Annotated in this window: 23 protein-coding genes; 11 read left to right on the top strand and 12 right to left on the bottom strand. The window is 63.4% G+C overall.

Translation table 11 applies throughout. From position 1 onward, the window contains the following. Positions 1 to 15: 15 nt before the first annotated feature. Positions 16 to 531 carry a P-loop nucleotide/nucleoside kinase family protein gene (locus tag LMTR13_RS01720; RefSeq protein WP_065726419.1) on the top strand — a complete coding sequence of 172 codons (516 nt, stop codon included), beginning with the start codon at positions 16 to 18 and terminating at the stop codon, positions 529 to 531. A gap of 148 nt (positions 532 to 679) precedes the next feature. Further along, entirely contained in the window at positions 680 to 1,123 is a 444-nt protein-coding gene (locus LMTR13_RS01715; protein WP_065726418.1) for a hypothetical protein, read from the top strand. Between the two features lie 68 nt (positions 1,124 to 1,191). On the opposite strand, the gene LMTR13_RS01710 is transcribed toward LMTR13_RS01715, so the two are convergent. The 3 genes from LMTR13_RS01710 to LMTR13_RS01700 form a co-directional block, all read right to left on the bottom strand. Next, on the bottom strand, positions 1,192 to 2,544 hold the full coding sequence (locus LMTR13_RS01710; protein ID WP_065726417.1) for a hemolysin family protein: 1,353 nt from the start codon (positions 2,542 to 2,544) through the stop codon (positions 1,192 to 1,194). A gap of 67 nt (positions 2,545 to 2,611) precedes the next feature. Next, complete coding sequence (aroB, locus tag LMTR13_RS01705; protein ID WP_065726416.1) at positions 2,612 to 3,754, bottom strand: 3-dehydroquinate synthase; 1,143 nt, start codon at positions 3,752 to 3,754, stop codon at positions 2,612 to 2,614. Beyond that, positions 3,751 to 4,386, bottom strand: coding sequence for a shikimate kinase (locus LMTR13_RS01700; RefSeq protein ID WP_065726415.1), 636 nt, complete (start codon positions 4,384 to 4,386; stop codon positions 3,751 to 3,753). The genes aroB and LMTR13_RS01700 overlap by 4 nt, the downstream gene beginning before the upstream one ends. A gap of 145 nt (positions 4,387 to 4,531) precedes the next feature. Here LMTR13_RS01700 and LMTR13_RS01695 point away from each other — a divergent pair, with 145 nt between their 5' ends. From LMTR13_RS01695 to LMTR13_RS01680, 4 genes are all read left to right on the top strand, one after another. Further along, positions 4,532 to 4,678 (top strand): histidine kinase, encoded by a 147-nt coding sequence (locus tag LMTR13_RS01695; protein ID WP_065726414.1) that lies wholly within the window; start codon positions 4,532 to 4,534, stop codon positions 4,676 to 4,678. 71 nt (positions 4,679 to 4,749) lie between these two features. Beyond that, positions 4,750 to 5,715 (top strand): site-specific tyrosine recombinase XerD, encoded by a 966-nt coding sequence (gene xerD / locus LMTR13_RS01690; RefSeq protein WP_065726413.1) that lies wholly within the window; start codon positions 4,750 to 4,752, stop codon positions 5,713 to 5,715. Between the two features lie 326 nt (positions 5,716 to 6,041). Continuing rightward, a complete protein-coding gene (locus tag LMTR13_RS01685) occupies positions 6,042 to 7,004 on the top strand; it encodes an acetyl-CoA carboxylase carboxyltransferase subunit alpha (RefSeq protein WP_065732329.1) in 963 nt (320 codons plus the stop codon). Between the two features lie 291 nt (positions 7,005 to 7,295). Continuing rightward, positions 7,296 to 8,777, top strand: a complete 1,482-nt coding sequence (locus LMTR13_RS01680) for a L,D-transpeptidase family protein (protein ID WP_065726412.1) — start codon at positions 7,296 to 7,298, stop codon at positions 8,775 to 8,777. 60 nt (positions 8,778 to 8,837) lie between these two features. Here LMTR13_RS01680 and LMTR13_RS01675 read toward each other — a convergent pair whose 3' ends face one another. From LMTR13_RS01675 to LMTR13_RS01645, 7 genes are all read right to left on the bottom strand, one after another. Further along, entirely contained in the window at positions 8,838 to 9,539 is a 702-nt protein-coding gene (locus LMTR13_RS01675; protein WP_065726411.1) for a branched-chain amino acid ABC transporter ATP-binding protein, read from the bottom strand. Continuing rightward, on the bottom strand, positions 9,532 to 10,266 hold the full coding sequence (locus LMTR13_RS01670) for an ABC transporter ATP-binding protein (RefSeq protein ID WP_065726410.1): 735 nt from the start codon (positions 10,264 to 10,266) through the stop codon (positions 9,532 to 9,534). Before LMTR13_RS01670 ends, LMTR13_RS01675 begins: the two co-directional genes overlap by 8 nt. Beyond that, the gene (locus LMTR13_RS01665; protein WP_236843531.1) at positions 10,253 to 11,290 is read right to left on the bottom strand and encodes a branched-chain amino acid ABC transporter permease; all 1,038 of its coding nucleotides are present in this window, start codon (positions 11,288 to 11,290) and stop codon (positions 10,253 to 10,255) included. Before LMTR13_RS01665 ends, LMTR13_RS01670 begins: the two co-directional genes overlap by 14 nt. Before the next feature lie 64 nt (positions 11,291 to 11,354). After that, positions 11,355 to 12,575 (bottom strand): substrate-binding protein, encoded by a 1,221-nt coding sequence (locus tag LMTR13_RS01660; RefSeq protein WP_065726408.1) that lies wholly within the window; start codon positions 12,573 to 12,575, stop codon positions 11,355 to 11,357. Positions 12,576 to 12,579: 4 nt separating this feature from the next. Beyond that, positions 12,580 to 13,437 (bottom strand): branched-chain amino acid ABC transporter permease, encoded by an 858-nt coding sequence (locus LMTR13_RS01655; protein WP_065726407.1) that lies wholly within the window; start codon positions 13,435 to 13,437, stop codon positions 12,580 to 12,582. Positions 13,438 to 13,473: 36 nt separating this feature from the next. After that, entirely contained in the window at positions 13,474 to 14,988 is a 1,515-nt protein-coding gene (locus LMTR13_RS01650; protein WP_065726406.1) for an amidase, read from the bottom strand. A 146-nt stretch (positions 14,989 to 15,134) separates the two neighbouring features. Beyond that, a complete protein-coding gene (locus LMTR13_RS01645; RefSeq protein ID WP_065726405.1) occupies positions 15,135 to 16,319 on the bottom strand; it encodes a substrate-binding domain-containing protein in 1,185 nt (394 codons plus the stop codon). Between the two features lie 179 nt (positions 16,320 to 16,498). Between LMTR13_RS01645 and LMTR13_RS01640 the strand changes: the two genes are divergently transcribed. After that, positions 16,499 to 16,942 (top strand): MarR family winged helix-turn-helix transcriptional regulator, encoded by a 444-nt coding sequence (locus tag LMTR13_RS01640; protein WP_065726404.1) that lies wholly within the window; start codon positions 16,499 to 16,501, stop codon positions 16,940 to 16,942. Positions 16,943 to 17,078: 136 nt separating this feature from the next. Here LMTR13_RS01640 and secA read toward each other — a convergent pair whose 3' ends face one another. Further along, positions 17,079 to 19,916 carry a preprotein translocase subunit SecA gene (gene secA, locus LMTR13_RS01635; protein ID WP_065726403.1) on the bottom strand — a complete coding sequence of 946 codons (2,838 nt, stop codon included), beginning with the start codon at positions 19,914 to 19,916 and terminating at the stop codon, positions 17,079 to 17,081. A gap of 346 nt (positions 19,917 to 20,262) precedes the next feature. Between secA and LMTR13_RS01630 the strand changes: the two genes are divergently transcribed. The 3 genes from LMTR13_RS01630 to LMTR13_RS01620 all read left to right on the top strand — a co-directional run bounded on the left by LMTR13_RS01630 (position 20,263) and on the right by LMTR13_RS01620 (position 23,021). Beyond that, on the top strand, positions 20,263 to 21,195 hold the full coding sequence (locus LMTR13_RS01630) for a peptidylprolyl isomerase (RefSeq protein ID WP_065726402.1): 933 nt from the start codon (positions 20,263 to 20,265) through the stop codon (positions 21,193 to 21,195). A gap of 161 nt (positions 21,196 to 21,356) precedes the next feature. Continuing rightward, positions 21,357 to 22,595: a bifunctional glutamate N-acetyltransferase/amino-acid acetyltransferase ArgJ gene (gene argJ / locus LMTR13_RS01625; RefSeq protein ID WP_065732328.1), complete on the top strand. Its 1,239-nt coding sequence runs from the start codon at positions 21,357 to 21,359 to the stop codon at positions 22,593 to 22,595. A 15-nt stretch (positions 22,596 to 22,610) separates the two neighbouring features. Next, positions 22,611 to 23,021, top strand: coding sequence for a (deoxy)nucleoside triphosphate pyrophosphohydrolase (locus LMTR13_RS01620; protein ID WP_065726401.1), 411 nt, complete (start codon positions 22,611 to 22,613; stop codon positions 23,019 to 23,021). A 169-nt stretch (positions 23,022 to 23,190) separates the two neighbouring features. On the opposite strand, the gene LMTR13_RS01615 is transcribed toward LMTR13_RS01620, so the two are convergent. Beyond that, positions 23,191 to 24,036 (bottom strand): methyltransferase domain-containing protein, encoded by an 846-nt coding sequence (locus LMTR13_RS01615; protein WP_065726400.1) that lies wholly within the window; start codon positions 24,034 to 24,036, stop codon positions 23,191 to 23,193. A 78-nt stretch (positions 24,037 to 24,114) separates the two neighbouring features. Between LMTR13_RS01615 and LMTR13_RS01610 the strand changes: the two genes are divergently transcribed. Further along, positions 24,115 to 24,924: a ComF family protein gene (locus LMTR13_RS01610; protein WP_065726399.1), complete on the top strand. Its 810-nt coding sequence runs from the start codon at positions 24,115 to 24,117 to the stop codon at positions 24,922 to 24,924. Positions 24,925 to 24,962 lie beyond the last annotated feature (38 nt).

Genomic DNA, 24,962 nt, shown 5'->3' with positions numbered 1-24,962 from the left:
GAATATGAGCATCCGATGCTGTCGCGAAAGCTCGTAGTTTTGGCAGGGCTCCCGGGTTCCGGGAAGAGCACGCTGGCGGAAGGGCTTTCGCGGCATTTTTCGCTGCCGTTGTTCTCGGTCGATCCGATCGAGGCCGCGATGTGGCGCGGCGGCCTGCCCCGGGATCGCACGGGAATTGCGGCTTATGTCGTTGCTCAAGCATTGGCCGAAGAGCATCTGCGGCTGGGGCAGTCGGTTGTTATCGACGCCGTCAATCCGGTCGAGGCGTCACGCGCCGCCTGGCGAAGTCTCGCCGAAAAATATCGCGCGAATTTGTCGATCATCGAGTGCATTTGCGTGGACGAGGCGACCCACCGCCGGCGCATTGAAGCGCGAATGCGTCAAATCGAGGGAATGACCGAGATCACCTGGGCCGAAGTCGAGAAACGGCGCACAGGCTATGAGGCCTGGATCGACGCCCGGCTGACGCTGGATACGTCGGCACACCCGCCTGAACGACTACTCGCCGAAGCCATCGGCTATTTGGCGTGAGGCTATCAACCAGCCTCCTGTGAAGAACGCCAGAGACGGTAGAACCGTTTTCGCAACTGTGAGACAATCACTGCAGCGAAGGTGGAGTTCCGGTTGAACGCGGGGTCGGGCTGACCCCGATGCCGTCGCAGCTCGATGGGGTCGTCCGATGCGATATTGGGCACGCTTCAGATGGGCGGCCGCCGTGGCGCTGCTGGTTGCGGTCTCCCCAATCCGGACGCACGCTCTGGACATGCCGAGCCCCTTTGTCCAGGAGGTGCTCATCAAGAGCATTCTGGTGACACTGAATGACGCGGTGGCGTCGGACAATTTCACGGTCCTGCACGCCAAGATTTCAAAGCCGTTCCGCGACCAGTTTCCGCCCGACAAGTTGCGGGCCGTCTTCAAGGACCTGGTCGAGAAGCACGCCGTGTTCGACGCGATCGTCGCCAGCCCGGTCATTCCGGAGGAGGACGCCAGGATCGACGACAAGGGCGTGCTGCGCCTGAAGGGCCGCTTCGACACCGCGCCGAAAAAGGTGAAATACCAGCTCGGCTTCATCCCCTCCGACGGCCAGTGGAAGCTCTCTGGCGTCGCGATCGATATTGAATGATTGCTTCCGGGGCGGACATCTCTCTCCCCATACAAGGGATGACGGAGTGAGCGCGCGCAGTGGAGGCGTCAGAACGCCGTCCCTGCGCGCTTCGGCTTCGGATCCTCGGCCTCGGTTTCGCGCGGCAGCGGGGTGATCTTCAGCGCGGTGATGCGGTTGCGCTCGCGGCGCAGCACGCGGAAGCGGCAGCCGTGGAAGGTGAAATTCTGGCCGCGTTCGGGGATCGAACGCGCCTCGTGAATCACGAGGCCGGCAACCGTAGTCGCCTCCTCGTCGGGCAGATGCCAGTTCATGGCGCGGTTGAGATCGCGGATCGGCACCGAGCCATCCACCACGACGGAGCCGTCGGCCTGGATACGGACGCCCGCGACCACGACGTCATGCTCATCGGAGATATCGCCGACGATCTCTTCCAGAATGTCCTCCAGCGTCACCATGCCTTCGACCTCGCCATATTCGTCGACGACGAGCGCGAAGTGAGTTTTGCGGCGGCGGAACGCCTTCAACTGCTCGGACAGAGGCCGCATCTCCGGCACGAACCAGGGCGGGCGCATGATGGCCGAAACGTTGATGTGCGAGGTATCGCCGTCAGAAGCACGGATCGCGCGCAAGAGATCCTTGGCGTGCAGCACGCCGATGATGTTCTCCGGCTTGTCGCGCCACAACGGGATCCGGGTGTATTCTGTGGCGAGCACTTCGCCCACCAGTTCGTCCGGCGGCAGGTCGGCGTTGATCATCACCATCGCGGTGCGATGAACCATGACGTCGGATACCGCCAGGTCGCCAAAGCGGAAGACATTTTGAATGTATTCGGCCTCACCGCTTTCGATCCCGCCGTGCACGGCCGATTCTTCCACCAGCCCTTCGATCTCGGAGTCGGTGAGAATTTCGTGCTGTGAGGATTCCTGCACGCCGAGCAGGCGCAAAATCCCGCGTGATGCGCTGTTGAGCAGCCAGTTGAGCGGCCAGAAAACCAGATAGGACAGATAGAGCGGATACGCGATCCATTGCGATACCGGCATCGGCTCCCTGATCGCCAGCGTCTTCGGCACCTGTTCGCCGACCACGATATGCAGCGAGGAGAACACCAGGAACCCGGTCAGGAACGACACGAAGTGCAAGCTGGCTTCTGACATTCCGAGCGGAATCAGCAACGGTTCGAGCAGCGCCGAAACCGTGGGCTCGCCGACCCAGCCGAGGCCGAGGGAAGCCATGGTGATACCGAGCTGGCAGCAGGCGAGATAGGCCTCGATATTGCCCATCATGCCATGGAGCAGGCGCGCGCCGAACCGGTCCTGCTCGACCATCGCCTTGATGCGAAACCCGCGGCTCTTGACCAGCGCAAACTCGGCGGCCACGTAAAACGCGTTGGCGGCGAGCAGCAGGATCGCGAGCAGCAGATTGAACGCGGTCGAACTCATATATTCCTCGTGACGGCCCCGGCCCCGCGCGGCGCTTGCGTCAAGCCGCGTCCCGACAATTCGGTTCTCATCCAGACAACTTCTGTTGCAGGAAATCGCGAACCAGCGCCGGCTCGACGTCGTTTGCAACCACCGCGCGGCCAATCGCCTGCAGCAGGATGAAAGTCAGCTTGCCGCGCTTGACCTTCTTGTCCTGCGCCATCAACGCCATCAGGGTGTCGGCATCGGCCAGCCCTTCCTGGGCGAAGCCCGCGATGTCCTGCAAATGGGTCGGCAGCCCGACGGAAGCAAGATGGCGCTCGACCCGGGTGGCGTCGGCCTCGGAGATCAGGCCGAGTTTCGCTGAAAGCTCCGCCGCCAGCACCATGCCGACGGAGACGCCTTCGCCGTGGAACAGGCGGTCGGAAAAGCCGGTCGCGGCCTCCAGCGCATGGCCGAAGGTGTGGCCGAGGTTGAGCAGCGCGCGCTCGCCATTTTCTCGCTCGTCGCGGGAGACGATCGCGGCCTTGGCGCGGCAGGAGGTTGCAATCGCGTGCTCGCGCGCCGCGCCACCCGAGAATATGTCGGCATGGTTGGCTTCGAGCCAGGTGAAAAAGGCTTCATCGCCGAGCACGCCATATTTGGCGACCTCGGCGTAGCCGGCACGGAACTGGCGCGGCGACAGCGTGTCGAGCACCGACGTGTCGGCGATCACCAGCACCGGCTGATGGAAGGCGCCGAGCAGGTTCTTGCCCTGCGGCGAATTGATGCCGGTCTTGCCGCCGACCGAGGAATCCACCTGCGCCAGCAGCGAGGTCGGCACCTGCACGAAGTCGACGCCACGCCGCAGGATCGCCGCCGCGAAACCGGCGAGATCGCCGACCACGCCGCCGCCGAGCGCGATCACCAGATCGTTGCGCTCGATCTTCGCCGCGATCAGCGCTTCGGAGACCTTTTCGAGACCGGCATAGGTCTTCGATACTTCGCCTTCCTCGACGATCACGCGTGACGTCGGGATGCCGGCTTCGGCAAGCGAGCGCTCGGTTTGCTCCAGCCAGTGTTTTGCCACCGTGCGGTCGGTGACGATGGCGGTCCGCGCACCAGGGCGCAGCGCAGCGACGCGCGTGCCGAGCGTATCCAGGACGCCCCGGCCAATCACGATGTCATAGGCGCGGTCGCCGAGGGCGACGTCGACCGTAATATCGGCGGAATGTTTCAGCGGCGCGGTCATGGCGTGACGTTCATCCCGTCGGTTGTTGGCTCGGCGGCCGGGGCGCCGGCGCACAGCCGGGCGCGCAGGGCCTCGATGCATTCGTCGACGATACGGTCATGCGGCACGTCGCGCGACAGAATGGTCAGGTCTGCCGTCCGATAGACCGGCTCGCGTGCCTCGAGTAGACGGCTGACGGTCGCGACCGGATCCTCGGTCTGCAGCAACGGCCGGTCGGCGCGGCGCTTGACACGCTTCATGATGACGTCGACATCCGCCTTGAGCCAGATCGAGATAGCCTTGTCGCGGATCCGATTGCGGGTCTCCTCGCGCATGAAGGCACCGCCGCCGGTCGCGATCACGGCCGGGCCGCTATCCAGCAGTCGCGCAATCACGCGCGCCTCGCCGTCCCGGAAATAGGGCTCGCCATGGGTCGCAAAGATTTCCGGGATGGTCAGGCCGGCGTGGGCCACCTCGATTTCGACATCGGCGTCGAGAAATCGCAGTCCGAGCCGCGCCGCCAGCCGCCGGCCGATGGTGGACTTGCCGGCACCCATCATGCCGACCAGCACGACCGAACGCCGTCCCAGCGCCGACGTAATGTCTGGCTCCTGGGGGGCGCTCGCCTGGGCCTGTGCGGCAGTCTCGGGCATCAAAAAACTCTGTGGTTTTGCGGATTTCCACCGCTCCGCGACACCTATACTACCCCGACTGACGCCGTTGCCAGAGACTCTTGCCACGGAGATGGGAACATGTTGGATGATTTCATTGGTTAATTTCGCCGCCCTGAGCCCCCCTATGCCCAGCTTGTTCCGCTTTCTGACGGTCGTCGGCGTGATAGCCGGGGTGATCTATGGCGTGATTTTCGCACTGGCGAACTTCGTCAATCCAAGCCCCCGGGAAATAACGGTCACCATTCCCGCTGACAGATTCCTCAAGAAATAGCCGCTATCGTCTGATTTGTGGGTGAGAGGCGAACTCGGGGAGACATCTCCGTCAGAGAGATTTCGGGAGCAATGCGTTCCAGCAAGTCGAACTCGGATGCGAAACTGATCACCCTGTTCCTCGACATGCTCGCGGCGGAACAGGGGGCGGGCGACAATACGCTCGACGCCTATCGGCGCGACCTGACAGATTTCTCCGAATTTCTTGGGCAAGCCGGACAGAACTTTACCCGTGCCGCGACCGACGTGCTGCGCGACTACCTCGCCGATCTCGACACGCGTGGGTTCAAATCCTCCAGCGTGGCGCGCCGGCTGTCAGCGATGCGACACCTGTTTCGGTTCCTGCTCAACGAGCGTATCCGCTCTGACGATCCGGCGGCGATCCTGTCCGGCCCGAAGCGCGGTCGCGGCTTGCCGAAGGTGCTGTCGATATCAGACGTCGACCGCATGCTGACGCGGGCCAAGGAATTGACCGCGGCCGAGAACGCTTCGCCGCAGCAGCGGCTGCGCGCGATGCGGCTGTATTGCCTGCTGGAAGTGCTCTATGCCACCGGCTTGCGCGTCTCGGAGCTGGTGGCGCTGCCGCTGTCGGCTGCGCGGCGCGATGCCCGCATGATCATGGTGCGGGGCAAGGGCAACAAGGAACGTCTGGTGCCGCTCAACGAAGCCTCAAGGCAGGCGATGGCCGATTACCTCGCCGCCATGGAAGCGCTCAGGCCCGAGAAGAAGAAAAACGCCGCCGCATCGAAGTGGCTGTTTCCCTCTTTCGGTGAGAGCGGCCATCTGACGCGGCAGCATTTTGCGCGCGACCTGAAGGAGCTGGCGGCGGCAGCAGGCCTTGCGCCGCGGCTGGTCTCCCCGCACGTGCTGCGCCACGCCTTTGCCAGTCATCTGCTGCATAACGGCGCGGACCTGCGCATCGTGCAGACCCTGCTCGGCCACACCGACATATCGACCACGCAGATCTATACCCATGTAGTCGAGGAGCGGCTGAAGAGCCTGGTGCGAGACCTGCATCCGCTGGCAGAGAAGTCGTAGTCGTCCCTGCGAACGCATGCGAACGCAGGGACCCCAACCACCGTCGCTGATTATTTGCAGAAGGCGTCTACCCCCAACCGGTCTGACCGATAGGCCGCGGCGTACGGGTCCCTTCGTAGGGACGACAGGTAGCTGAACTTCCCGCCTTGACTTCCGCGGCTTCTCCCCCGAAACAGCCATCCCGCCCGCGGCCTTGTTTGGCGCGCTTTCGGCAAAACCGGGTTATCCGGACCGAGATACGCGCTAAATCATTGAAGATGCGTGCTTTCTTGAGGCGAATCGAAAACCGCTTCGCCTCACAGCGCGTAGTTACCTATATTGTCTTGATGCCGGAACAGATGCGCAGCTACCTCGACTTCGAAAAACCAGTCGCCGAACTCGAGTCCAAGATCGACGAATTGCGCGCGCTGGCGGCGTCCGGCAGCGACATCGGCGACGAGATTGCGCGCATCGAGGACAAGGCGTCCCAGGCGCTGGCCGATCTCTACGCCAATTTGACGCCGTGGCAGAAGACGCTGGTGGCGCGCCATCCGCAGCGTCCGCACTTCACCGATTTCGTCAACGCGCTGATCACGGACTTCACGCCGATGGCGGGCGACCGCAAATTCGGCGAGGACGAGGCCCTGATGGGTGGCTTCGGCCGCTTCCGCGGCGAGAGCATCTGCGTGGTCGGCCAGGAAAAGGGCGCCTCTACTGAAGGCCGCATCAAGCATAATTTCGGCATGGCCCGGCCTGAAGGCTATCGCAAGGCCGTGCGGCTGATGGAGCTGGCCGATCGTTTCGGCATTCCCGTGCTGTCGATCGTCGATTCCGCGGGCGCCTATCCCGGTATCGGCGCCGAGGAACGCGGCCAGGCGGAAGCGATCGCGCGCTCCACCGACGCCTGCCTGTCCCTCGGCGTTCCCAATGTCGCGATCATCACCGGCGAAGGCATGTCGGGCGGCGCGATCGCCATCACCACCACGAACAAGGTTTTGATGTTCGAACACGCTATCTACAGCGTGATCTCGCCGGAAGCGGCTTCCTCGATCCTGTGGCGCGACGGCACCAAGGCGCAGGAAGCCGCCACCAGCATGAAAATCACCGCGCAGGACATGCTGCGATTCGGCGTGATCGACCAAATCCTGAAAGAACCCGCCGGCGGCGCCCATCGCGATCCGACCGCCATGATCGCGGCCACCGGCGATGCCATTGCGGAGGCCTTCAATGATCTCCGCAATCTCGACGCGGATGCTGTTCGCCGGCATCGGCGGCAGAAATTCCTCGATATCGGCCGCAAGCTCGGCTGATCGCTTCGTCCGTATCTACGCCGCCTCGGTAAGATCGCCCCGGGCCTACTCGCCCAATGATTAACGACCTCTAAACGGCCACTATTTTCGCCAGCGCGCATGATTCGGCCGCAATTAGGCCCCGAGCCCGGTCTTTAGTTTCTGTTGACCATGCCTGCTGCCGCAGCCGCTGGACGGCCCCGTTCGGGTTGCGGCGCAGGGGGGCAATGGATAATATTTTAGACAACGGCTTCAGGGCATGTCGCTGTGATTTGGGGTGCGAGAATGCCCGGTGGGTGTGGAGCTTAGCCTTTGATTAACCGCTCGCTGGTTCGCGCGCTCGTCACGTCGGCTGTCCTCGTGGGCGCAGGCGTGTTGATGGCCGGCTGCAACAGTGACGGCATCTCGCTGGCCAACAACGCCAAGGCCAACCAGCCAGTCCCGCCAAAACTGATCGCCGACATGACGGCCAAGGACATGGACCTGCAGTCCCCGATCCTGGTCCGGCTGTTCAAGCAGGAAGCCGAACTGGAGATCTGGAAGCAGGACCGCTCCGGCCGTTTCGCGCTGTTGAAGACCTATCCGATCTGCCGCTGGTCGGGCGATCTCGGCCCCAAGGTTCGCGAAGGCGACCGCCAGGCGCCGGAAGGCTTCTACTCGATCTCACCGGCGCAGATGAACCCGCAGTCGGCCTATTACCTCTCCTTCAACACCGGCTATCCCAATGCGTTCGACAAAGCATTGGGACGCACCGGCTCGCAGTTGATGGTGCATGGCGACTGCTCCTCGCGCGGCTGCTACGCGATGACCGACGAGCAGATCGCGGAAATCTATTCGCTGGGCCGCGAATCCTTCTTCGGCGGCCAGAAGTCGTTCCAGTTGCAGGCCTATCCGTTCAAGATGACGCCGGCCAACATGGCCAAGCATCGCAACAACCCGCATATGCCGTTCTGGAAAATGATCAAGGAAGGCAATGATCATTTCGAAGTGACGCGGCAGGAGCCGAAGGTCGATTTCTGCGAAAAGAAGTATGTGTTCGACGCGGTCAAGCCGCCGGGCGCCACCAAGGACCCGGTGTTCGAGGCATCCTCCAAGTGTCCCGCCTATGCGATATCGGATGAAATCGCCGATGCCGTGCGCGAAAAGCAGGCCACCGATATTGCCGAAACCGCGCGGCTGATCGCAAAGGGAACGCCGGTGGCGCGGATCAACACCGGTATCGACGGCGGCATGCACAAGGTGTTCGCCGCCCGCGTGCCCGAGGGCAGTACCGGGCTTTCGGAGCCCGGCGACGGCTCGAGCCTGTCGCTGATGGCGCGTGCGCCAGGCACCGTTCCCTCCCACGTCAATCCGCCGAAAGCTCCGTCCGAAAACCTGCTGATGGGCCCGCCCGAGCGGCCGAAACTGGCCGCAGCGCCGGCTGCCGCATCTGCTCCCGCGCCCGACGCAGCTTCGACGCGGGTCGCCAATGCGGCGCCGACAGCGCAGAACGACGGATTCTTCTCCAACCTCGCCCGCAAGGTCGGCCTCGGCGGCGCAGCCGACGCCACCGCCAGCACGCCGCCGTCCAAGCCGAGGGCGACCGAGACCAAGCAGCAGCCGCGTCCGGAAGCGGCTGCGCCGAAGACGACGGCAGCGAAGCCCGACGTCAAACACGCCGCCGCCAGCCGCCCGCCGCTGAAGCCATCAGTGTCAGATACCCCGGCACCCGCCGCCAAGGATAACCAGGTCGCAGGCTCCGCACCGATCGTGTCGTCGAACTCGTTCGACAGCCGCTTCGGGGCGGTGAAGTAAAGAAACGCGGCGCTTTCCCAACCGAATCAACCGTCGATGCAGGTGTACGTTGCGCGTGCGCTACGGCGCGAGATACCGCAACAGTTCCGGATCGCTCCGCACCTCGCCTGCCGGCCCTTGCAGCGCCACCCGGCCACGATCGAGCACATAAGCGTGGTCGGCGACGCGCAACGCGAGGTCGAGATGCTGCTCGACGATGACGACGGCGATCTGCCTGGCCAACTCAATCAGCCGCTCGGTGATCTCCTCGATCACACCGACCCATACGCCTTCGGTCGGCTCGTCCAGCAGCAGCAATTTAGGATTGCCTAGCATCGCGCGCCCGATCGCCAGCATTTTGCGCTCGCCGCCCGACAGCGTGCCCGCGGGCTGGTCGAGCCGCTGCCCGAGCTTCGGGAAGATGGTCAGGACCCGATCGACCGCCGCCGGATCAGGATTGAACAGCGAGCCGACTGCGAGATTGTCGCGCACCGAGAGGCGGGCGAACACCGAATGCTCCTGTGGCACGTAGCCGATGCCCGAGCGGACCCGCTCCTCGGTCCGGCGCCGGGTGATGTCACGGCCGTCGAAAAACAATTCGCCTTTCGAACTCGCAAGCTCGCCAACGATCGTCTTCATCAGTGTGGTCTTGCCGGCGCCGTTGCGGCCAAGCACCGCGACGCCGCCGCGCCAGGGTACGCCGATATTGACATCGAACAGGACCTGGCTGCGGCCATAACCGGCTTCGAGATGCCGTATGTCGAGGAATGTCTGTTCAGGCACGGCGCAGATAAATCTCCTGGACGCTCTTGTTGGCCTGGATCTCGGCGACCGTTCCGGAGGCGAGCACGCGACCCTGGTCGAGCACGGTCAGGCGGTCGCAGATATCGCGGATGAAATCCAGGTCATGTTCGACGATCACGAGCGAGCAATGCTGCTTGATCGGCTGCAGGAGCTCGCCGGTGACGCGGCGCTCCTCCAGGCTCATGCCGCCGGTTGGCTCGTCCAGCAGCAAGAGACGCGGCTTGCCGGCAAGCGCCATGGCGATTTCCAGCCATTGCTGCTGCCCGTGCGACAGCGCCGCGGCGGCATCATGCGCGCGATCGGCGAGGCGAAACTGGCTCAGCATCATCATTACCTGATCGTGCAGCACGCCGCGCGTGCGCGAGAACACCAGATCGAACAGCGACGATTGCGCCTGCAGCGCCAGCAGGATGTTGTCGTACAGCGTCAGCGTCGGCAGCACGCTGGTGATCTGGAATTTCAGGCTCATGCCAGCGCGGGCGCGCTCGGTCGGCGACAACAGGGTGATATCGCGGTTGACGAAGCTGACCTTGCCTTGGGTCGGCATCTCGGCGCCCGCAACGCACTTCATCAGGGTGCTTTTTCCCGAGCCGTTCGGACCGATCAGGCCGTGAAACTCGTTCTCGCCTATCGTCAGCGCTGCACCGTCGAGCGCGGTGAGCTTGCCAAACACCTTGACGATACCGGTCGCCTCAAGGAGCGGCATTGCGCTTCTCCTTGCGTGCCATCCCGAAACTGCCGACGCGCTCGCGTTCGCCGAGCACGAAGCTGATCAGCCCGAGCGGGCGGAACAGGATCACCAGCAGCAGCAACACGCCGAGAAGAATCGGCCAGATCTCGCGATAATTGTCCGATAGCCAGAAGCTGACGCCCTCGATGATAACGGCGCCGATAACCGCGCCGATCAATGTGCCCGATCCGCCGAATAAAACGTAAAGCACGACCTGCGTCGAGATCACCACGCCGACCATATTGGGCCAGACGAACCCCTCGTGAAACGCGTAGAGACTACCTGCAAGGCCTGCAATGGTGCCGCCGACGGCGAAAACAATCGCCTTCAGGTGCTGCGCCTTGTATCCGAAGAAGGCGATGCGCTGCTCGTTCTCGCGAAGCCCCGCCAGTGCCAGGCCGAACTGCGAGCGCACCAGGAAGCGGCACAGCAGATAGACGACGGCAAGAATGCCGAGCGCGAAATAGTAATAGACCGGCCCCTCGGTAATGTCGTAGCTGCCGAACGACATTGGCGGGATCGAGGGAATGCCGTTCTGTCCACCGAGATAGTACCAGCCCCGCGCCAGACGATCGGCGGCATAGGATCCGGTCAAGGTGCCGAGCGCAACGAAGATCACGCTGGAGGGATGCCGGCCGAGCAGCAGAAAGCCGCCGAGCAGCAGCGAGGTGGTGAGCCCGATCAGCGTGCCCGCCGGCAGCACCAGAAAGATCGAGGTTATGCCGAGGTCGCGCGCCATCAATGCAACGCCATAGCCGGCCGAGCCGAAGAACAGGGCCTGACCGAAGCTCATGATGCCGGCATATCCCCACACCAGATCGAACGAGAGCGCGAACAGGGCGAGGATGATGACACGGGTGGCGAACACCGTGAGGTAGTCCTGCAAGAACAGAGGCAGGATCAGCGCTGCAATCAGCACCAGCCCTTCGACGACCGGCAGCACTTTCAGCCCCGCGGCGCGGCGCGCCGGCGATGCTCCATCAGGTCGGCTCTCAGCCATCGAAACTTCCGGCTCTTCGCTCAGCTTCATGCGAAGGGCCTGCTTTACCGTGCCCATCGATCACTCAGCATTCCTTGGGATCGACGAGACCATCGCTGCGGCCCACGATCTCATAGTTCCCGCCTTTGGCAACAGCGGTATACATCTTCATCTTGCAGTGCCGCTTGCCCGGCACCATCTCCGCCGGGCCGCCCGGGCCTTCAGCTATCTTGGCATGATCGAGCGCCGCGGCCACCGAATCGCGGTCAATCTTGCCGGCTTCCTTGACCGCCGCTTCCCAGAGCTTCAGCCCGCGATAGGTGCCGGTCGCCGCGCTGCCGGCCGCGAACAGGAAGTTGCCGGGGAAATCCTTCTCGTAGGCCGCCTGAATCTTGGCGCTGACCGGATCGTCCTTGGTCAGCGCCTTGAAGTAGTCGAGACAGCTCGCAAGCCCTTCGATCTCGTTGGCCTGATTGATGTTGAGCGTATTCTCATCATAGTACACGCAGGCAAGCCGCCCACCATTCTTCAGGAAGCCGGCCTCGTAGAGCTGCTTGAAGAACGGGCCGACGCCCGGCGGGATCACGGTATTGAAGACCACGTCCACCTTGTTCGAGATGATGCGGTTGACGGTGGCTGAGAAGTCGACCTGGTCGAGCGGGTAGTATTCCTCGAACACGACCTCGCCACCGCTGGATTCGATCACCTTGCGGGCATAGACGTTGAGCGTGTGCGGCCAGACATAATTGGCGCTCGGCAGCGCGAACTTCTTGCCGCCGTTCTTGATCAGCCAGGGAATGAACTCGTCGCATTGCTGCGCCGGGGTCGGGCCGGTGCAGAACAGATTGGGCGTGCATTCCTTGCCCTCGTAAAGCTGCGGATAGATGTAGAGCGTCTTGCCGCGCGCCACGATCGGATCCTTGATCGCGTTGCGCATCGAAGACGTAATGCCGCCGAGCACCATGTCGACCTTGTCGCGCTGGATCAGCTTGCGAACGTTGCCGACGGCAACCGATTCGTTGGAGGCGGTGTCCTCGATATAGAGCTCGAGCGGCCGGCCGAGCAGGCCGCCGGCAGCGTTGATCTGCTTGATGACCATCTTGGCGACATTGGCGTCGGCATTGCCGGCATAGGCGATCGGGCCAGTCAGGTCGGTCGCGATGCCGACCTTGATCGGACCTTCGGCGGCATTGGCCCAGTCAGGCCTGACCACCCAGCTACCGACCCCGGTCGCAATCGCGCCGGTCGTGAAAGCAAAGCCGCTGAGGAAACGACGGCGCGTCAAATCAAAGCGATCGGCAAACATGTGACTAAACCCCTTTTCCAGCGATGAGGCCTTGCGGCCGGAATTTGATGAAGACGATGGCAAGTACGAAGACGAGAACGTCGGCGACCACGGGCGCCATGACCCAGGGCAGCGCGGCGCTGAGCGTTCCGATCACGCCCGCTCCGGCAACCGGCCCGATAAATGATCCGACACCGCCGACCATGACCGCGACAAAACCCTGGATCAGGAAGCGTATGCCGAGGTCGGCGAACAGGCTGAACACGGGCACGATCAGCGCACCGGCCAGCCCCGCCAGCGCGGCTCCGAAGGCAAAGGTGGCGCCATAGATCAGGGGCGTGGAAATTCCCGACGCCCGCGCCAGCGCGGGATTTTCCAGCGTGGCGCGCACGCGGAGGCCGAAGCTGGTCCGCGACAGCAACAGATAGCAGCCCGCCATCACCAGCAGCGTGATGACGATGATCGTGAAGCGCCACGCCGAGATGTGCATCGTGCCGATGTCGATCGATCCGCCGATCGGCTCCGGTACCGTCAGGTAGAAGCCGCCGATCAGGCCGCGCACGCTCTCACGGACGATCAGGCCGAGCGCGTAGGTGCCCAGCATTGCCACGATGGGCGCGGCGTAGAAGCGCCGAATGATCAGCGCCTCCAGCACGAAGCCGAGGCCGCCGACGATGAATGGCGCGACCGCCATGCCGACCCAGATCGGAATCCCGCTGCTATACGCCAGATAGGTGACATAAGCGCCGAGCAGGACGAACTCGCCCTGCGCGAAATTGAAAATCCCCATCATGCTGGCGATGATCCCGAGCCCGAGCACGACCAGCACGATGATCGCGCCAAAACTCAGGATCTCGAACGCCGCAACGAAGGTGCTAGCCATGTCCTATGTCCAGCCTGCCTGTAACGACGACCCCCCTCACATCTTCTTCCAGTCGCCGATCTGCTCGAAAGCGTGCGCCGCGCGATAGATCGTCGATTCCTCGAACATCCGGCCGACCAGCATCAGCCCGACGGGCAGGCCGTCGACCATACCGCAGGGCAGTGACATCGCCGGATGATGCGTGATGTCGAACGGTGCGGTGTTGGCAATCATCTCGAGCGCCCGCGCCACGTAGTCCTCGCGGCTGGCATTGGCCGGCGGCAGCGGCGTCGCCTTCATCGGCGTCGTCGGCAGCAGCAGCAGATCGTAGTCCTTGAAGGCCTTGTCGTAGGCAGCGGTCAGCCGCCTGGAGATATTGAGCGCCTTGCCATAGTAGCGCGGGCCGAAATTGTTGTTGATGTAGGTGCCGAGCAGCAGGAACAGCTTGGTGGTTTCCGAGAGTGAGTCCGCCTGCCGGCGCCAGCCGCGATGGAAATCCATCAGCGACGTCGAATAGAGATCGCCACGGCTCAGCCCGTAGCCGTCGCCATACATCATGGTCTGCGTCATGCCTTCGGTACCGATCGGCGTCCAGATTGCAGGGCCGGTCAAATGCATCGGGATCGAGACCGTCTCGACCGAGGCACCGAGATCGCGGAAGCGCTTGGCCGCTTCGCGCACGCTCTCGTTCACCGCAGCCTCCGCCATTGGCTGCTCGAAGCCCTCTTTGAGTATGCCGATCCTCATCCCTTTAGCGCCGCCGCCGAGTGCCTTGGTATACTCCTCGACCTTCGGCGCCTTGATGCGCGGATCGTAACCGTCGTCGCCGGCGATCACCTCCAGCAACAACGCGTTGTCGGCCACCGTTGCCGTCATCGGCCCGGTATGGTCGACGAAAATTTCGATCGGCATGATACCGGTGTACGGAACCAATCCCCAGGTCGGCTTCATCCCGTATGTGCCGCAGAACGAGGACGGCATCCGGATCGAACCGCCCTGGTCACCGCCGATCGCCATGTCGACCTCGCCAAGCGCAACGACGACGCCGCTGCCCGACGACGAACCGCCGGCCGAATAGCCCATCTTGTGCGGATTGTGCACGGGTCCCACCGCGTTGGTGTGGCTGCCGCCGGACATGCAGAAGGATTCGCAGTGAACCTTGCCGGCGATTTCGGCGCCCGCGTCCAGCATCCGCGTGACGATAGTGGCATCGAAGTCGGGCACGTAGCCTTCCAGCGTGGCCGATCCGTTCATCATGGGCACGCCGGCCAACATAATGTTGTCCTTTAGCGCGACCGTCTTGCCCTTGAGTTTGCCGGAACTGGCGCCCTTCACCGTCGACTTGCGATACCAGGCGTTGCGCGGGTTCTCTTCCGGCGCAGGCCGATAGCCGGGGGTGCGCGGATATCTCACCGGCGGCACCTCGTCCGGCATTGCGGCAACGAGATTGTAGGCGTCGATCGAGCCCTGCATCAGGCCGCGAAACGATGCGACGTCTTCCTCGGTCAGCGAAAGGCCGCACTGCTCGGCGACCGCACGAAGTTGCGTTGGGGTTGGTAGGACGACTGACACGACGCTCTCCTGAAGCTTTGGGTTCCCGGCGCGGTGCCCGGCCCGCCTGCGACGGGCCGTTGGCTCCACTATTGTATTCAAAACGGAAATATTTTCCTTTTCAAGCATTATTTCGGATTTCGACCCTTGATCCGGGCATCGCTTTTCTAGATCGTCTTGATCACCTTGAAGTCGAGGCCATTGGCCTCGGCAAGATACATCGGCATCTCGGCACGGCCGCCGCGAATGGTAATGGGGCCGCGGGCGCCCGCATAGATCACGTTGCGCGCCGCCGCGAGCAACGGCCCCATCGACAACGAGCCGGCTCGGTTGGCTGCCGCTTCGAGGAAGCGCAACCCCTCATAGTTGGATTGGCTGACGGATCCGATCGGTGGCGCGTGCGGACCGAACATCGCCCGATAGCGAGAGAGGAATTCGTCATTGGCGCGCGAGCCGACGCAAGTGAAATAGCCGGATGCGCAGAACAGGTTCTCGGTATTCTCGGCCCCGATCCCGAGCAGAACGGTCTCGTCCATCGCGCCGGCGAAGCGCAGCGTGGTGGCGGCGAGGCCGCATTCGGCGAAGGCGCGATTGAACGTAATGCTGTCCGTTCCGATGAGCGAGATCAGCACGACGTCGGGCCTCGCGGCACGAATGCGCGCCAGATGCGCCTCGTGATTGTCTTCCCCGACGGGGACGAACTCCTCGCCGACGACCTGCCCGCCCGCTTCGGCGATGTATCGCTTGACCGCGCGATGCGACTGCCATGGCCACACATAATCGCTGCCGATCAGATACCAGCGTGACGCCTTCTTGAAGTCGGACAGCCAATGGATCGACGGCCGGCTCTGCCAACGCGGCGTCTCGCCGATCGCCATCACGCCTGGCGTGCGCTCGCCACCCTCATAGACGGGGGTGTAGATATAGGGAATGCGGTTGCGGGTGACCTTGCGCAGTGCGACGCGGACCGCGCTGATGTGCGAGCCCATAATCAGGTCGACTTCGTCGAACGCGAGAGCGCGTTCGGCGCGACGCACTACCTCCTCGATTGCCCCGCCGGAATCGTAGACCGACAATTCAATCTCGCGTCCGAGAATGCCGCCGCGTTTATTAATCTCGGAGATCGCCAGCAGGACGCTATTGGTGGCGCTCGGGCCCCAGATTCCGGGCGACCCCGAGAAGGTGAGAAAATTGCCGACCCGCAGCTTGCTGTGGGCGCCTCGGCGTCTCGACGATCCGGGCTTGATCGTGGACAGGTCGAGATCATCCGTCGCCGACGACAGGTTTCGAAACAGCAGCGAGGGCGGAAACGCGGAACCGCCGGCAGCCGGGAAGTTTACCGTCGAGCGCACGCCAACTCCTGTCTGGCACCAGACCAAAACGCATCCAGCGGGCGGCCGCGGCATCCGCCCTTCCTAGTTGGGGAAATATCCTATTTGAAAATATTGAATATTCAACAATTGAAGTGCATATAGAAACGGCATCGATTGCCAGCCATTCACTCATTTGGGTCAAGACAAAGTCTCAAGCCGTGGCCAAACCGCCGAAAGACAATTCCCCCATCACCGAACACCTCGCTTATTTGCTCGCGCAAGCCAACCGGGAGATCAACCGGCAGTTGGAGATGCGCCTGAGCAAGGAAGGCGTACCTGTCGAACAGTGGCGTATTCTCAAGGTTTTGTCCGACGGCAACGGCCATTCCATGGGCGAGCTCGCGGATGCCGTTCTCCTCAACCATCCGACGCTGACCAAGATGATCGATCGCATGGTGTCGGACGCGCTGGTCTACCGCGTTCAGGACCCCAAGGACCGCCGCAAGGTCCTGATGTTCGTGTCCGACCGGGGCAAGGCGCTGTGCAGGCGACTGAACTCGCTGGCGGTGAGCCAGGAGGAGCACATCGTGGAGAGCTATGGCGACAAGTCGACCAACGAGCTGAAACGGCTCCTGGAAAGCTTGATCGACAGTTCGAACTGAGCAAGCCAAGCGCGACCGACACCGCGCTCCTGTCGGCAGGTTCCGCGGCACGCGGGACCTGACGCTCGTCGAAAAGATATTACTTGCAGCGACAAAGGGTCACACGCGCGGACATTCGCCGCGGGTGTGCGCGATGTCAGGCATACTTGCCGTGGCAGTGCTTGTACTTCTTGCCGCTTCCGCAGGGACAATCCTCGTTGCGCCCGACCTTGCCCCAGCTTGCGGGGTTTTTCGGATCGCGATCGGCGGCCGGAGCCTGGGGCACCAGCGAGGCATTGGCGAACGCCATCTCGTCTTCGCCGGTATTCGGATCGAACTTGTGCGCCTCCATCGCCGGCAGCACCGGTTGCTGCTCTTCCGGCGGCACGATCTCGACGCGCATCAACTGCGCCGTCACCGCCTCGCGCAGATGTGCCGTCATTGCCTCATACAGGCCGAAGGCTTCCGACTTGTATTCCTGCAAGGGATCGCGCTGGCCATAGCCGCGCAGGCCGATCACCTGACGCAGATGATCGAGCATGATCAGGTGCTCGCGCCAGAGGTGATCCAGCGTCTGCAGCAGGATGGTCTTCTCGACGTAGCGCATGACGTCGGGCCCCCATTGCGCGACCTTGGCTGCCATGTGCTCGTCGACGCGCTGCTCGATCCGCGTCAGCAGTTCCTCGTCGGCAATGCCTTCCTCCTTGGCCCATTCATCGACCGGCAGCTCGACGTCGAGCACGCGCGTTAATTCCTCCTTGAGGCCGGCGACATCCCACTGCTCGGCATAGGCATGCTCAGGCACGTGCTTGGCGACGATATCATCGATGTAGTCGTGACGCATATCCGTGACCATTTCGGCCACGCTGTCGCTCTTCATCAGTTCGACGCGCTGGTCGAAGATCACCTTGCGCTGGTCGTTCTGGACGTTGTCGAACTTCAAGAGGTTCTTGCGGATATCGAAGTTGCGCGCCTCGACCTTCTGCTGCGCCTTCTCCAAGGCCTTGTTGATCCACGGATGGATGATGGCCTCGCCCTCTTTCAGGCCAAGCCGCTGCAGCATGGTGTCGAGCCGGTCGGAGCCGAAGATCCGCATCAGATCGTCTTCCAGCGACAGGAAGAATTTCGAGCGGCCGGGGTCGCCCTGACGGCCGGAGCGGCCGCGGAGCTGGTTGTCGATGCGCCGGGATTCATGGCGCTCCGAGCCCATGATGTAGAGCCCGCCGGGCCTGGTCACGGTCTTGGCGGCCTTTGAGCCCTTGGCAGGCTCGAGCTCCACCACTTCCTCGGCCTTCAGCACGATCTCGCGGAAGCGCTCAATGTCGGCCTTGATCTGCTCGATCTTCTTGGCCTTCTCGGCCTCGTCGGTGATGTCAGCGGTTTCCTGAAGGATCCGCATCTCGAGCGAGCCGCCGAGCTTGATGTCGGTACCGCGGCCGGCCATGTTGGTCGCGATCGTGATCGCGCCGGGCACGCCGGCCTCGGCAACGATATAGGCTTCCTGCTCGTGGAAGCGCGCGTTCAGCACCGCAAACAGTTTTGCCGGCTTGCCGGCGCGCGCCGCGGCATAGAGCTTCTCCAGCGCGGCCTCGTTGCCAAAATCGATCTGCTTGTAGCCGTGCTTCTTCAGATAGTCGGCCAGCACTTCCGACTTTTCGATCGAGGCGGTGCCGACCAGCACCGGCTGCAGCCGCGCATTGGCGCGTTCGATCTCGGCCAGGATGGCGGCGTATTTCTCGGTCTGGGTGCGGTAGACCTCGTCGTCCTCGTCGAGACGTGCCACCGGCAGATTGGTCGGGATTTCCACGACCTCGAGCTTGTAGATGTCGAACAATTCGTCGGCTTCGGTCGCGGCCGTACCGGTCATGCCCGCGAGCTTTTCGTACATCCGGAAATAGTTCTGGAAGGTGATCGAGGCCAGCGTCTGGTTTTCAGGCTGAACCTGAACATGCTCCTTGGCTTCCAGCGCCTGGTGCAGGCCTTCCGAGTAGCGCCGTCCCGGCATCATGCGGCCGGTAAACTCGTCGATGATAATGACTTCGCCGTCGCGGACGATGTAGTCCTTGTCGCGGGTGAACAGCGAATGCGCCCGCAGCGCCTGGTTGATGTGGTGCACGACCGAGACGTTCTCGACGTCGTAGAGCGACTCACCCTTGAGCTGGCCGGCGTCGCGCAGCAGCGTCTCGATCTTCTCCATGCCGGCTTCGGTCAGCGTCACCGTGCGCTGCTTCTCGTCGACCTCGTAATCGGTCTTGTCGAGCTGGGGGAAGAAGGTATCGATGGTGTTGTAGAATTCCGAACGGTCGTCGAGCGGCCCGGAGATGATCAGCGGCGTGCGCGCCTCGTCGATCAGGATCGAGTCGACTTCGTCGACGATGGCATAGAAATGGCCGCGCTGAACCATGTCCTCCAGCCGGTATTTCATGTTGTCGCGCAGATAATCGAAACCGTATTCGTTGTTGGTGCCGTAGGTGATGTCGCGCGAATAGGCTTCCTTGCGCTCGCCATCGTCGAGGCCGTGCACGATCACGCCGACGGTGAGCCCGAGGAATCTGTAGATCTGGCCCATCCATTCGCTATCGCGGCGGGCGAGATAGTCGTTGACGGTGACGACGTGAACGCCCTTGCCGGCCAGTGCGTTGAGATAGACCGCAAGCGTCGCCACCAGCGTCTTGCCTTCGCCGGTCTTCATCTCGGCGATGTCGCCCTCATGCAGCACCATGCCGCCGATGAGCTGGACGTCGAAATGCCGCTGGCCGAGGGTGCGCTTGGCGGCCTCGCGGACGGTGGCGAACGCTGGAACCAGGATGTCGTCGAGCGTCTTGCCATCGGCGAGTTGCTGGCGGAATTCGGCGGTGCGGGCTTTCAGCGCCTCGTCCGAGAGCTTTGCGACCTCGGGCTCAAGCGCGTTGATGGCGTTGACGCGGGACTGATATCCCTTTACCCGCCGGTCGTTGGCGGAGCCGAAAAACTTGCGGGCGAGCGCGCCGATCATGCCAATTCCTGCCTTTGCCGTTACTTGCGTTGCAGCCGTGACGTGGTCCACCAAGTTGCCTATCAACTCACCGTGACGCACGGCGGCAAATACCCCGTTCCGGGGCGTCATCCGCCTAATGAGTGGGAATTAAGCAATCCAAGGTTCAACGGCAAAAAACGCAGCAAAATAAGCGCTATCGCCGCTGTACGATCCGGCACAGATATGGCCGGGTTCGGGCCTTGTCAACGTGGGTCCATATGTCAAGGAATTCATCATTTTGACAGACTTTTCGCGTTGCCAAGGCCGCATGATTGGGCGAGTGTCCCGCCGCCTTTGGCGCCCCTCTTCAAGACAAGGATTTTCCATGACCACCTCGTTCCCGGAAACGAAAACCGGCCTGCGCTTCGGCACGGCTGCCTCACGGGGTTCTTTGGCCGTAATGGCCTGTCTGGCTGCGGTTCTGGCCGCCGGCCTGCCGGTTCGCGCCCAGGACAACCCCGTTCTCGCCAAGGTTAACGGTGCGGAGATCCGCCAGAGCGACGTTGCGCTCGCGGAAGAGGAACTCGGCCCCAGCCTCGCGCAAATGGACCCGGCGACCAAGAAGGACAACGTGCTGGCTTTCCTGATCGACCTGAAGATCGTCGCCAAGGCCGCCGAGGACAAGAAGGTCGAGAATTCCGAGGACTTCAAGAAGCGCCTGGCGTTCACGCGCAGCCGCCTGCTGATGGACAGCCTGCTCGCCACCGAGGGCAAGGCGGCGACCACCGAAGAGGCCATGAAGAAGGTCTATGAGGAGGCCGCCAAGCAGATCACCGGGGAAATGGAAGTCCACGCCCGGCATATCCTGGTCGAGACCGAGGACGAGGCCAAGGCGATCGCGGAAGAGCTGAAGAAGGGCGGCGACTTCGCCGAACTGGCGAAGAAGAAGTCCAAGGACCCCGGCGCCTCCGATGGCGGCGATCTCGGCTTCTTCACCAAGGAGCAGATGGTGCCGGAATTCTCCGCCGTCGCCTTCACGCTCGAACCCGGCAAGATCTCCGATCCCGTCAAGTCGCAGTTCGGCTGGCACCTCATCAAGGTCGAGGAAAAGCGCGCGCGCAAGGCGCCCGAGTTCGAGCAGGTCAAGGCCCAGATCGAAACCTACGTGACCCGCAAGGCCCAGGCCGAATACGTCGCCAAGCTGCGCGAGGCCGCCAAGGTCGAACGCATGGACAAGCCGGCCGAGCCCACGAAGAGCGACGCCAAGCCGGATGCGGCAAAGCCCGCAGATTCCAAGATGGCGCCGCCGAAGAAGTAAAAAACTGCTGTCACTTCTTCGAGACCGATAGTATCTACCATCGTCATGGCCGGGCCGAAGCGCCCGGCCGTTCCATGTCTGGGGAGCCGTTGTCAAGCCTCGAAAACGTGGATGCCGGAGGAGGTCCGGCTATGGTTGATCTGGTCGAAGAAGGTGCCCGCATGTCTGCTTCAGTTTCTCCCCTCGCCCCGACCGACGTCCCCGACATGCCCGCCATCGCGGGCGTGAAGCTAGCAACCGCCGCCGCCGGCATCCGCTACAAGGGCCGTACCGACGTCCTGCTCGCGGTCATGGACAAGGGCACCGCGGTCGCCGGCGTGTTCACCAAATCGAAATGTCCGTCGGCGCCGGTGGAATGGTGCCGCGCCAAACTCGGCCGAGGCGCCCGCGCGCTGGTGGTCAATTCCGGCAACGCCAATGCGTTCACCGGCAAGACCGGCCGGCAGGCGACGGCACTGACGGCCTCGATCGCCGCAAAAGCGGTCGGCTGCAGCGCCAACGAGGTGTTTCTCGCGTCGACCGGCGTGATCGGCGAGCCGCTTGATGCCACCAAGTTCGACGGCGTGCTGGCAACGCTGGCTGAAACCGCCGCGCCTGACGAATGGATGGCCGCGGCCACGGCCATCATGACCACCGATACCTTCCCGAAGGTGGCTACCGCCACGGTGAAGCTCGGCAAGACCAAGGTGACCATCAACGGCATGGCCAAGGGCGCCGGCATGATCGCGCCCGACATGGCGACCATGCTGTCCTTCGTGTTCACCGATGCGCCGCTGTCGTCTGCCGTGCTGCAGTCGCTGCTCAAGAGCGGCGTCGAGGATACTTTCAACGCCATTACCATCGACAGCGACACTTCGACATCGGATACGCTGCTGGCCTTTGCCACCGGCGCGGCCGCCGACGACGGCGCGCCAAAGATCAGCCGCGCCAGCGATCCGCGCCTGAAGGCCTTCGCCAAGGCTTTCCAGGACGTGCTGGCCAACCTTGCCGAGCAGGTGGCCCGCGACGGCGAAGGCGCGCGCAAGCTGGTCGAGGTGATCGTCGAAGGCGCGACCACCAAGAACTCCGCGCGCAAGATCGCCATGTCGATCGCGAATTCGCCGCTGGTGAAGACGGCGATCGCCGGCGAGGATGCCAATTGGGGCCGCGTGGTGATGGCGGTCGGCAAGGCCGGCGAGCCCGCCAACCGCGACAAGCTTTCGATCTCGTTCAACGGCATTCGCGTCGCCAAGAGCGGCGCGCGCGATCCGTCCTACAACGAGGCTGAGGTTTCCGAGGTGATGAAGAACCCGAAGATCCAGATCAAGGTCGCCCTCGGGCTCGGCAAGGGCCGCGACCGCGTGCTGACCTGCGACCTCACCAAGGAATATGTCGCGATCAACGGCGACTACCGTTCGTAAGCGAGACAGCGGCGCATGGCTGATATCAAGCTCACCCTCGTCGTCGCCTGCGCCCTCGTCGATGCCGACAAGCGCGTGCTGATCGCGCAGCGACCGGAAGGAAAGGCGCTCGCGGGTTTGTGGGAATTTCCCGGCGGCAAGGTCGAGCCCGGCGAGCGGCCGGAGCAGACCTTGATCCGCGAACTGCGTGAGGAGATCGGGATCGACGTCAGCGAGCCGTGTCTGGCCCCGCTGACGTTTGCGAGCCACGCCTATGACAGCTTTCACCTGCTGATGCCGCTCTACATCTGCCGGCGCTGGGAAGGCATGGTAGTGGCGCGCGAGGGCCAGCAACTGGCCTGGGTCCGCGCCAACAGACTGCGCGACTACCCGATGCCGCCCGCGGACATTCCGCTGATCCCGCATCTGATCGATCTCTTGATGTGAGGGGAGTGGCCGGCGGCTCCTGGGAGCACGCAGAGCCAGGACAAAAAGGTCGAAAACAACCCCATGCAAAGTAGAATGGAACCTCGCTCGCGGTGCCCGTCGCGGTCGATTTGCCGCGCTGCGTCGTCATTGCACGACCAAGCGACTCACCCCCGACGCCGATGACGCGTCAACCGCGCTTTTTTCCCTTCACCGCCGCTTCCAGGCTCGCTTTCGCGGAGCCCGGTTTCAACGGCTTTTGCTGGCTCTCGTGAGGCGCCCAGCCGGACAGCCAGATCACGTCGAAGGTCGCGCGGATACGGCCGTCCGCATCGGCAAAACGCTCGCTGTAAATCTGCGCCATCCGCAGCATGGTGGCGCGGCGGGTCGGTGTGCGCCGCCGCTCGATTAAAATATTGGCCGCGCCCATCCGCCTGAGATCGGCCATCAGCGCGAACGCGCTGTCGTAGCGCACCACGACGCGATCGACGTCGGTGACCGGCAGCGCGAGCCCTGCGCGCTGCAGCAGGCCGCCGATGTCGCGCAAATCCGCAAACGGCGCGACGCGCGGCGATACCCCGCCCTCGCATTCGGCTTCCGCCGCGGCAAAGCTCTGCCTGAGCTCCGTCAACGTATCGCCGCCGATCATCGCCGCCAGCAACAGCCCATCCGGCTTCAACGCGCGGCGGATCTGCGCCAGCGCGCCGGGCAGATCGTTGACGAACTGAAACGCCAGCGCGGAAACAGCGAGATCGAGCGATTGCGGCGGCAAGCGCAGGGCTTCCGATTGATCGACATCGATGCGGGTGATCGATGCGAAGCGATCGGCCAGCGGCTTCCGCAACAGCTCGCCCGGCGTCCAGATGTCCGCCGCATCGGCAAAACTTCGAGTCACCGCGTGCAGCCGCTCTTCGAAATCGTCCCTGATCCGATCGAGTAGGAACGTCGCCGGCCCGCCGCGCCGCGCGCGCTCGATCCGCGCGCGCAGCAGCGCACGGTCGAACAGGATGGGTGCGCTGGTCGGGTTCGAAGCCATGCGCGGTTGGTACGCTGGCGGCCTCTCTCTGGCAATGCAGTGCTTGAGCCGAGCTCGACGCAGCGCTAGCCTCGCTCTATGGACGCCGAGGCATCACCACCACGCTCGATTTCCGGCCAGCTTCGCAGCGCGCTCGGCGCCTGCCGCGACGCATTCGCGCATCTGCCACGGCTCGCGCTCGACATCGCGCTGCCGACGCAGTGCGTCTCCTGCCGCGAACCGGTGGATGGCGAGGGCGTTTGCGCGGCATGCTGGGCGAAACTGTCGTTCATCGCACCGCCGTTCTGTCCGCGGCTCGGCATCCCCTTTGTCTACGACCCCGGTCCCGAATTGCTGTCGATGGAGGCGATCGCCAATCCGCCAGCCTATCGGCGCGCCCGCGCCGCGGTGCGCTATGACGACGTCGCCCGCACGCTGGTGCACGCGCTGAAGTACCAGGATCGCACCGATCTGGCCCCGGCCATGGGCCGCTGGATGGCCCGCGCAGGCAAGGAATTGCTCGATGAAGCCGACGTGCTGGTCCCAGTCCCCCTGCACTGGCGGCGTGGCTGGAGCCGGCGCTACAACCAGTCCGGTGCACTGGCACGGGTGATTTCGCGCCAAACCGGCGTCAAATTGGCCTCTGAGGCGCTTCGCCGCATTCGCGCGACCGAGCAGCAGATCGGGCTATCCCGACCGCAGCGCGCCAGCAATGTGCAGGGCGCCTTCAAGGTCGTCGCCGACCGCGTAGCCGACATCCAGGGCCGCCGCGTCATCCTGATCGACGACGTGCTGACGTCAGGCGCCACGACCGACGCCTGCGCCCGGGCGCTACTGCGGGCCAAGGCCGCGCAGGTCGACGTGCTGGTATTCGCGCGGGTTGTGGACAGCCACCGGGCTCCCATATAGTTCAAAGACTTGTAATTCAAAGACTTGCCGATCAGAGC

This window comes from Bradyrhizobium icense, assembly GCF_001693385.1.
Taxonomy (GTDB): domain Bacteria; phylum Pseudomonadota; class Alphaproteobacteria; order Rhizobiales; family Xanthobacteraceae; genus Bradyrhizobium; species Bradyrhizobium icense.
This window is presented reverse-complemented; position numbering and strand designations above follow the sequence as displayed.

Excerpts from the sequence above, each read along its gene's own strand:
- argJ (WP_065732328.1), top strand. The coding sequence starts at position 21,357 with ATGTCTGCTTCAGTTTCTCCCCTCGCCCCGACCGACGTCCCCGACATG.
- secA (WP_065726403.1), bottom strand. The coding sequence starts at position 19,916 with ATGATCGGCGCGCTCGCCCGCAAGTTTTTCGGCTCCGCCAACGACCGG.
- LMTR13_RS01630 (WP_065726402.1), top strand. The coding sequence starts at position 20,263 with ATGACCACCTCGTTCCCGGAAACGAAAACCGGCCTGCGCTTCGGCACG.
- LMTR13_RS01715 (WP_065726418.1), top strand. The coding sequence starts at position 680 with ATGCGATATTGGGCACGCTTCAGATGGGCGGCCGCCGTGGCGCTGCTG.
- LMTR13_RS01610 (WP_065726399.1), top strand. The coding sequence starts at position 24,115 with ATGGACGCCGAGGCATCACCACCACGCTCGATTTCCGGCCAGCTTCGC.
- LMTR13_RS01720 (WP_065726419.1), top strand. The coding sequence starts at position 16 with ATGCTGTCGCGAAAGCTCGTAGTTTTGGCAGGGCTCCCGGGTTCCGGG.
- aroB (WP_065726416.1), bottom strand. The coding sequence starts at position 3,754 with ATGACCGCGCCGCTGAAACATTCCGCCGATATTACGGTCGACGTCGCC.
- xerD (WP_065726413.1), top strand. The coding sequence starts at position 4,750 with ATGCGTTCCAGCAAGTCGAACTCGGATGCGAAACTGATCACCCTGTTC.
- LMTR13_RS01655 (WP_065726407.1), bottom strand. The coding sequence starts at position 13,437 with ATGGCTAGCACCTTCGTTGCGGCGTTCGAGATCCTGAGTTTTGGCGCG.
- LMTR13_RS01615 (WP_065726400.1), bottom strand. The coding sequence starts at position 24,036 with ATGGCTTCGAACCCGACCAGCGCACCCATCCTGTTCGACCGTGCGCTG.
- LMTR13_RS01700 (WP_065726415.1), bottom strand. The coding sequence starts at position 4,386 with ATGCCCGAGACTGCCGCACAGGCCCAGGCGAGCGCCCCCCAGGAGCCA.
- LMTR13_RS01620 (WP_065726401.1), top strand. The coding sequence starts at position 22,611 with ATGGCTGATATCAAGCTCACCCTCGTCGTCGCCTGCGCCCTCGTCGAT.
- LMTR13_RS01685 (WP_065732329.1), top strand. The coding sequence starts at position 6,042 with ATGCCGGAACAGATGCGCAGCTACCTCGACTTCGAAAAACCAGTCGCC.
- LMTR13_RS01695 (WP_065726414.1), top strand. The coding sequence starts at position 4,532 with ATGCCCAGCTTGTTCCGCTTTCTGACGGTCGTCGGCGTGATAGCCGGG.
- LMTR13_RS01710 (WP_065726417.1), bottom strand. The coding sequence starts at position 2,544 with ATGAGTTCGACCGCGTTCAATCTGCTGCTCGCGATCCTGCTGCTCGCC.
- LMTR13_RS01665 (WP_236843531.1), bottom strand. The coding sequence starts at position 11,290 with ATGGCTGAGAGCCGACCTGATGGAGCATCGCCGGCGCGCCGCGCCGCG.
- LMTR13_RS01670 (WP_065726410.1), bottom strand. The coding sequence starts at position 10,266 with ATGCCGCTCCTTGAGGCGACCGGTATCGTCAAGGTGTTTGGCAAGCTC.
- LMTR13_RS01660 (WP_065726408.1), bottom strand. The coding sequence starts at position 12,575 with ATGTTTGCCGATCGCTTTGATTTGACGCGCCGTCGTTTCCTCAGCGGC.